Here is a 7,238-nt window from a genome sequence, read left to right on the forward strand (position 1 = left end):
TGGGTAGTGATGGAAGAGCTGGACAGCGTCGGCGAGATCGACGGCACCTGGTCGGACGAGACCGAATTCGCCGCGCTCGACGCGCAGATCGAGGCGGCGGAAGCGGCCGAGGAGGCCGCCCTCGCACAGCCGGTGCTCGCCGTCGTCGGCCGCCCGAACGTGGGCAAGTCGACGCTGGTCAACCGCATCCTCGGCCGGCGCGAAGCCGTCGTGCAGGACGTACCGGGCGTGACCCGCGACCGCGTCGCCTACGACGCCTACTGGGGCGGCCGCAAGTTCACCCTGGTCGACACGGGCGGCTGGGAGCCGGACGCGACCGGCCTGCAGGCCTCCGTCGCCGCGCAGGCCGAGCTGGCCATGCAGACCGCGGACGCCGTGCTGCTGGTGATCGACGCCTCGGTCGGCGCGACCGCGACCGACGAAGCCGTCTCCAAGGTGCTGCGCCGGTCCAAGAAGCCGGTGCTGCTGGCCGCCAACAAGGTCGACGACGACCGGCTGCTCGCGGACACCGCGTCGCTGTGGTCGCTCGGCCTCGGCGAGCCGCACCCGGTCAGCGCGCTGCACGGCCGCAGCTCCGGCGACCTGCTCGACGCGATCCTCAAGGCCCTGCCCGAGTCGCCCCGCGAGGGCGGCGCCGTGACGTCGGGGCCGCGGCGCGTCGCGCTGGTCGGCAAGCCGAACGTCGGCAAGTCCAGTCTGCTGAACAAGCTGTCGGGCGAGGAACGCTCGGTCGTCGACTCGGTGGCCGGCACGACCGTCGACCCGGTCGACTCGCTGGTCGAGCTGGACGGCGAGACCTGGCGGTTCGTCGACACGGCGGGCCTGCGCAAGCGCGTCAACTTCGCCGCGGGCGCCGAGTACTACGCGTCGCTGCGCACCAAGACCGCGATCGACGCGGCCGAGGTCGCGATCGTGCTGCTGGACGCGGCCGAGCCGCTGTCGGAGCAGGACCTGCGGGTGCTGACCATGGTCGTCGAGGCCGGCCGCGCCTGCGTGCTGGCGTTCAACAAGTGGGACCTGGTCGACGAGGACCGCCGGCACGCGATGGTCCGCGAGCTGGAGCGCGGCCTGGTCCGCGTGCCGTGGGCGGAGAAGGTCAACATCTCGGCGCTGACCGGCCGTTCGGTGCGCAAGCTCGCGCCGGCGCTGCGCACGGCGCTGGCTTCCTGGGACAAGCGGGTGCCGACCGGCCAGCTCAACGCGTGGCTGTCCGACCTGATCGCGGCCACCCCGCCGCCGGTCCGCTCGGGCAAGCAGCCGAAGGTCCTGTTCGCGACGCAGGCGGGCATCCGGCCGCCGACGCTGGTGCTGTTCACCACCGGCTTCCTCGAGGCGGGCTACCGCCGGTTCATCGAGCGCAAGTTCCGCGAGCAGTTCGGCTTCACCGGCAGCCCCGTGCGGGTGAATGTGCGCGTTCGCGAAAAGAAGGCGAAGCCGAAGGTCGGCGGAAAAGCCGCCCGAACCCGGTAATTCTCCGACACGTTTCGGACGACACGCGTGATCGGGAGGTCGACACGCGTGATCAGAGGGTCGACACGACGAATCCGCGGCCGGACGTCGTGTCGACCCTTCAATCACGCGTGTCGACCTCTCCGTCACGGCGGTTCGTCCGGTCCGGGGTGAGGTCCGACACTCCAGCGTGATCCGGGAGATATCTTTCGTTCATCTTGCGTTAGAGTGAAAGGTCGTTGCGGGCGCCTCATTCGGAGAGCGAGCCCGGTGAGGCTCCCGAAAGGTGAGTGGTGGGCTTGCGCGCCCAAGGTTTTGTCCTGCCCGGGGTGAGCGGCCGATGACCGTCACCATCGAATCGACCGGTTCCGCCGCCGAGGTGACGCCGGCCCCGGTCGCCGAGCGGGCCCTGTTCTGGTCCGGCCTCGGCGCCGGCGAGCGCACCCTCCTCGACGTCCTCGCCGCGACCGCGGAGCGGCACCCGAACGCCGCCGCGATCGACGACGGCACCACCACCCTGACCTACCGGCGGCTGCTCGAGGAGATCGACGTCTACGGGCGTCGCCTCCGGGGCTACGGCGTCGGGCTCGGCGACCGCGTCGGCATCCGGATCTCTTCCGGCACCGCCGAGCTGTACATCGCCATCCTCGCGACCCTGTCCGTCGGCGCGGCCTACGTGCCGGTCGACGCCGACGACCCGGACGAGCGCGCCGAGCTGGTCTTCGAAGAGGCCCAGGTCGCGGCGGTCGCCACCGACGGCAAGATCAACGTCCACTCGACGCCCGGCGGCCGTGACGGCACCCCCGGCCCGGCCGACGACGCGTGGATCATCTTCACCTCCGGCTCCACCGGCAAGCCCAAGGGCGTCGCGGTCACCCACGCGAGTGCCGCCGCCTTCGTCGACGCCGAGGCCGAGCTCTTCCTCACCGACGAGCCGATCGGCCCCGGCGACCGCGTCCTGGCCGGGCTGAGCGTCGCCTTCGACGCGTCCTGCGAAGAGATGTGGCTGGCCTGGCGGCACGGCGCCTGCCTGGTCCCGGCGCCCCGCGCGCTGGTCCGCACCGGCGTCGACCTCGGCCCGTGGCTGGTCGCGCAGCGCATCACCGTCGTCTCGACCGTGCCGACGCTGGCCGCGCTGTGGCCCGCCGACGCGCTCGAGGACGTCCGCCTGCTCATCTTCGGCGGCGAAGCCTGCCCGCCGGAGCTGGCCGAGCGCGTCGCCGTCGAAGGCCGCGAAGTCTGGAACACCTACGGCCCGACCGAGGCCACCGTCGTCGCCTGCGCCGCGCAGCTGACCGGCGAGGGCCCGGTCCGGATCGGCCTGCCCCTCGTGGGCTGGCAGCTCGCCGTGGTCAACGACGAGGGCGAGCCGGTCGCCATGGGCGAGACCGGTGAGCTCGTCATCGGCGGCGTCGGCCTGGCCCGCTACCTCGACGCCGAGAAGGACGCGGAGAAGTTCGCGCCGCTGCCGTCCCTGGGCTGGCAGCGCGCCTACCGCTCGGGTGACATGGTCCGCGCCGAAGAGGAAGGCCTGCTGTTCCTCGGCCGGCTCGACGAGCAGGTCAAGCTCGGCGGCCGCCGCATCGAGCTGGGCGAGGTCGACGCCGCGCTGCAGGCCCTCCCGGGTGTGCAGGGCGCGGCCGCCGCGATCCGCCGCACCAAGGCCGGAAACCAGGTCCTCGTCGGGTACGTCGTCCCCGGCACCGAGCCGTTCGACCTCGACCAGGCCGCGACGCGCCTGCGTGAGCACCTCCCCGCCGCGCTGGTGCCGCTGCTCGCCGTCGTCGACGACCTGCCGACCCGCACCTCCGGCAAGGTCGACCGCAACGCGCTCCCGTGGCCACTGTCCACAGTGGAGGCTTCCGGGCTGACTCCGACCGAGACGTGGCTCGCCGAAGGCTGGGCCGAGATCCTCGGTGTGTCGGTCGACAGCCCGAAGGCGGACTTCTTCACCCACGGCGGCGGCAGCCTGACCGCCGCGCAGGTGGTCGCCCGCATCCGCACCCGGCACCCGCAGGTGTCGGTGGCCGACATCTACGCCCACCCCAAGCTGGGCGCGCTGGCCGCGATGCTGGACGCGCTGAGCGGCCAGGCCACCGAACGCCGGGACATCGCGCCGACGAAGCGCCGTGCCGGCGTCATCCAGACGCTGCTGATGGTCCCGCTGATGGGCCTGGCCGGGCTGCGCTGGGCAACGCTGGCCGCCGCGCTGTCGAACGTCCTGTCGCTGCTCGGGTTCGCCTGGGCGCCGACGCTGAGCTGGGCGTGGATCGGCCTGGCCTGGGTGGTGCTGTTCAGCCCGGCGGGCCGGATCGCCATCGCCGCGGGCGGCGCGCGCGTGCTGCTGTCGGGCGTGCAGCCCGGCACCTACCCGCGTGGCGGGAGTGTCCACTTGCGACTGTGGACGGCCGAGAAGCTCGCCGAGTTCTCCGGCGCGGACAGCGTCGCCGGTGCGTCCTGGATGACGACGTACGCGAAGGCGCTCGGCGCGCGGATCGGCAAGGACGTCGACCTGCACTCCCCGCCGCCGGTCACCGGCTTCCTCAAGCTCGGCCGCGGTGCCGCGATCGAGCCCGAGGTCGACCTGACCGGCCACTGGGTCGACGGCGACGTCGTGCACATCGGCAAGGTCCGCGTGGGCGCGGACGCCCGCGTCGGCGCGCGCAGCACGCTCTTCCCCGGTGTCCGGATCGGCAAGGGCGCGGAGATCGCGGCCGGGTCGACCGTCCGCGGCGCCGTCCCGGCCGGGCAGAAGTGGGCCGGTTCGCCCGCCGCGCGCGTCGCCAAGGACGAGCGCGACGCGCTGAAGTGGCCGTCGAGCCGGCCGCCGCGGTCGCACTTCTGGGCCGCCGTCTACGGCGTGACCTCCCTGGCGCTGGGCTTCCTGCCCGGCGTGGCGGCGCTCGCCGCCGTTGCCGTGCTCGGCTACGCGATCACCGGGGCGCCGACGCTGCTCGACGCGTTCACCCGCGCGCTGGTGTTCGTCCCGGTCGCGACGGCCGCGTACTTCCTGGCGTACATGCTGCTGGTGCTGGTCGGCGTCCGGGCGCTGAGCATCGGCATGGTCGAGGGCTACCACCCGGTGCACGGCCGCGTCGCCTGGCAGGTCTGGGCCACCGAACGTCTGATGAGCATGGCCCGCGAAGGCCTGTTCCCGCTGTACGCCAGCCTGTTCACGCCGGTGTGGCTGCGGCTGCTCGGCGCGAAGGTGGGCCGCAACGTCGAGGCGTCGACCGTGCTGGCCCTGCCGAAGATGACCAAGGTCGACAGCGGCGCGTTCCTGGCCGACGACACCATGGTCGCCACCTACGAGCTCAACCACGGCTGGCTGCACGTCGCCCCGGCACGGATCGGCAAGCAGGCGTTCCTCGGCAACTCGGGAATGACCGCGCCCGGCCGGTCGGTGCCGAAGCGCGGCCTGGTCGGCGTCCTGTCCTCGACGCCGCTGAAGGCGAAGAAGGGCTCGTCGTACCTCGGCATGCCGCCGCTGCCGGTCCGCCGCGCGATCGGCGACGCCGACACCAGCCGCACCTACACCCCGGCGCTGCACCTCAAGGCGGCGCGGGCGCTGGTCGAGCTGTGCCGGATCATCCCGGTCATGTGCGGGGTCGCGCTGACCGTCGTGGTCGCGTTCGGGCTGCTGTGGACGGCGTCGGCGTTCGGCTTCGGTGTCGCCGCGCTGCTGGCCGGGCCCGCCCTGCTGGCCGCCGGCATCCTCGCGGCGCTGACCGCGACGGCGATGAAGTGGCTGCTGGTCGGCAAGTTCCGCGAGGTCGACCACCCGCTGTGGAGCTCCTTCGTCTGGCGCAACGAGCTGGCCGACACCTTCGTCGAGGCACTGGCCGTGCCGTGGCTGATCGGCTCGGTCGGCGGCACCCCGCTGCTGCCCGCGTGGCTGCGCACGATGGGCGTCAAGATCGGCCGCGGTGTCTGGCTGGAGACGTACTGGCTGCCGGAGGCGGACCTCGTGTCGCTGGGTGACGGCGCGACGATCAACCGCGGCTGCGTCGTGCAGACGCACCTGTTCCACGACCGGATCATGAGCATGTCGAGCGTGACCCTCGGCGCGGGCGCCACCCTCGGCCCGCACGGGATCGTGCTGCCGGGCGCGGGCATCGGCGCGCGGACGACGGTCGGCCCGGGCTCGCTGGTGACCCGCGGCGACGAGGTGCCCGCCGACACGCGCTGGCTGGGCAACCCGATCTCCACCTGGCCGGGTAAGTAAGCCCGGTAAGTAACAAAAGCGGGACCAGGCGCGCCGGACTTCCTCGTCCGTGCGAGCCTGGTTCCAGCACGCACGACGAAAGGTTCGCCACGGGTGATTTCGAAGGCTCCCGCTCCCGGCGCGGACACCTCCGGCGACCCGTACCTGCCCGCGCACGGCAACGGCGGCTACCGGACCCGGCACTACGACCTGAACCTCGACTACAAGGTCGCGCCGAACCGGCTCTCGGCGTCGGCGGTGATCACCGCGGAGGCGACGCAGGCGCTTTCCCGCGTCAGCTTCGACTTCGGCGAGTTCCGGATCAACCGCGTGCTCGTCGACGGGAAGGCCGCGAAGTACCTGAAGCGCGGCGCGAAGCTGCACGTCAAGCCGGCGAGGTCGATCCCGGCGGGTGCCGCGTTCACCGTCGAGGTCCACTACGTGGGCAACCCGCGCCCGGTGGGCAGCCGCTGGGGTGACGTCGGCTGGGACGAGCTGACCGACGGCGCGCTGGTGGCGAGCCAGCCGGTCGGGGCGCCGTCGTGGTTCCCGTGCAACGACCACCCGTCGGACAAGGCGAGCTACCGGGTGAGCGTGACGACGGCGTCGCCGTACCTGGTCGCGGTCACCGGCACCCTGCTCGAGCGGACGACGTCGGCGAGCACGACGAAGTGGCTCTACGAGCGGCGCGAGCCGACGGCGACGTACCTGATGAGCGTGCAGATCGGCCGCTACGACGAGGTCGAGCTGACCGGCCGCGGCTGGTTCCCGCACACCGGCGTGGGGTTGCGCCGGCTGAGCCTCGGCATCGGCCGTGCGACCGGCCAGGTGGAGTCGATCTTCGAGACGGTGCCGCAGCGGGCGGCCGTCCCGCCGCGCCTGCGCCGCCTGTTCGACCGCGACTTCGGGCGCCAGGGCCGGATGATGGAGTTCCTGCAGCGGCTGTTCGGCGCGTACCCGTTCGCCGAGTACGTCATCGTGGTCACCGACGACGCCCTCGACGACCCGATCGAGGCCCAGGGCATGGCGATCTTCGGCGCCAACCACGTCGACGGCCGCCGCACCCACGAGCGGCTCGTGCTGCACGAGCTGGCCCACCAGTGGTTCGGCAACAGCCTGACGGTGGCCGACTGGCGCCACATCTGGCTGAACGAAGGCTTCGCGACGTACGCCGAGTGGCTGTGGTCGGAGGAGTCCGGCGGCCCGTCCGCGGCGGCGCTGGCGCGTGACTGGTACGCGCGCATCAAGGCCAAGCCGGCGGACGTGCGGATCGCGGACCCCGGAGTGTCCCGGATGTTCGACGAGCGCGTCTACAAGCGTGGCGGGTTGACGCTGCACGCGCTGCGGGCGGAGATCGGGGACCCGGCGTTCTTCGCGTTGCTGAAGTCGTGGGCCGAGGAGTACCGGCACGGGCTGGTCACGACGGAGGCGTTCGTCGTCGCGGCGGAGGCGCACGCGGGCCGCTCGCTGAGCGCGTTCTTCACCCGCTGGCTGTACATGCCGGCGTTGCCCCCGCTTCCCTGAACGCCGCCCACGCGGCTGGTCGTGAGTGTTTAGGCGAGTTAGAACTCGCCTAAACACTCAC

At 72.4% G+C, this 7,238-nt stretch carries 3 protein-coding genes; all 3 read left to right on the forward strand.

Annotation, left to right across the window (positions count from 1 at the left end; genetic code table 11):
• The first annotated feature begins 9 nt into the window (after positions 1-9).
• The 3 genes from der to AB0M93_RS48425 all read left to right on the forward strand — a co-directional run bounded on the left by der (position 10) and on the right by AB0M93_RS48425 (position 7,177).
• Positions 10-1,470: a ribosome biogenesis GTPase Der gene (gene der / locus AB0M93_RS48415; RefSeq protein ID WP_364288256.1), complete on the forward strand. Its 1,461-nt coding sequence runs from the start codon at positions 10-12 to the stop codon at positions 1,468-1,470.
• A 319-nt stretch (positions 1,471-1,789) separates the two neighbouring features.
• A complete protein-coding gene (locus AB0M93_RS48420; RefSeq protein ID WP_364288259.1) occupies positions 1,790-5,674 on the forward strand; it encodes a Pls/PosA family non-ribosomal peptide synthetase in 3,885 nt (1,294 codons plus the stop codon).
• A gap of 93 nt (positions 5,675-5,767) precedes the next feature.
• Complete coding sequence (locus AB0M93_RS48425; RefSeq protein WP_364288262.1) at positions 5,768-7,177, forward strand: M1 family metallopeptidase; 1,410 nt, start codon at positions 5,768-5,770, stop codon at positions 7,175-7,177.
• Positions 7,178-7,238: the final 61 nt, after the last annotated feature.

The organism is Amycolatopsis sp. NPDC051102, from assembly GCF_040682815.1.
Taxonomy (GTDB): Bacteria; Actinomycetota; Actinomycetes; order Mycobacteriales; family Pseudonocardiaceae; genus Amycolatopsis.

What these genes read in the sequence shown, in the direction of transcription:
- der (WP_364288256.1), top strand. Translation starts at nt 10, where the DNA reads ATGGAAGAGCTGGACAGCGTCGGCGAGATCGACGGCACCTGGTCGGAC.
- AB0M93_RS48420 (WP_364288259.1), top strand. Translation starts at nt 1,790, where the DNA reads ATGACCGTCACCATCGAATCGACCGGTTCCGCCGCCGAGGTGACGCCG.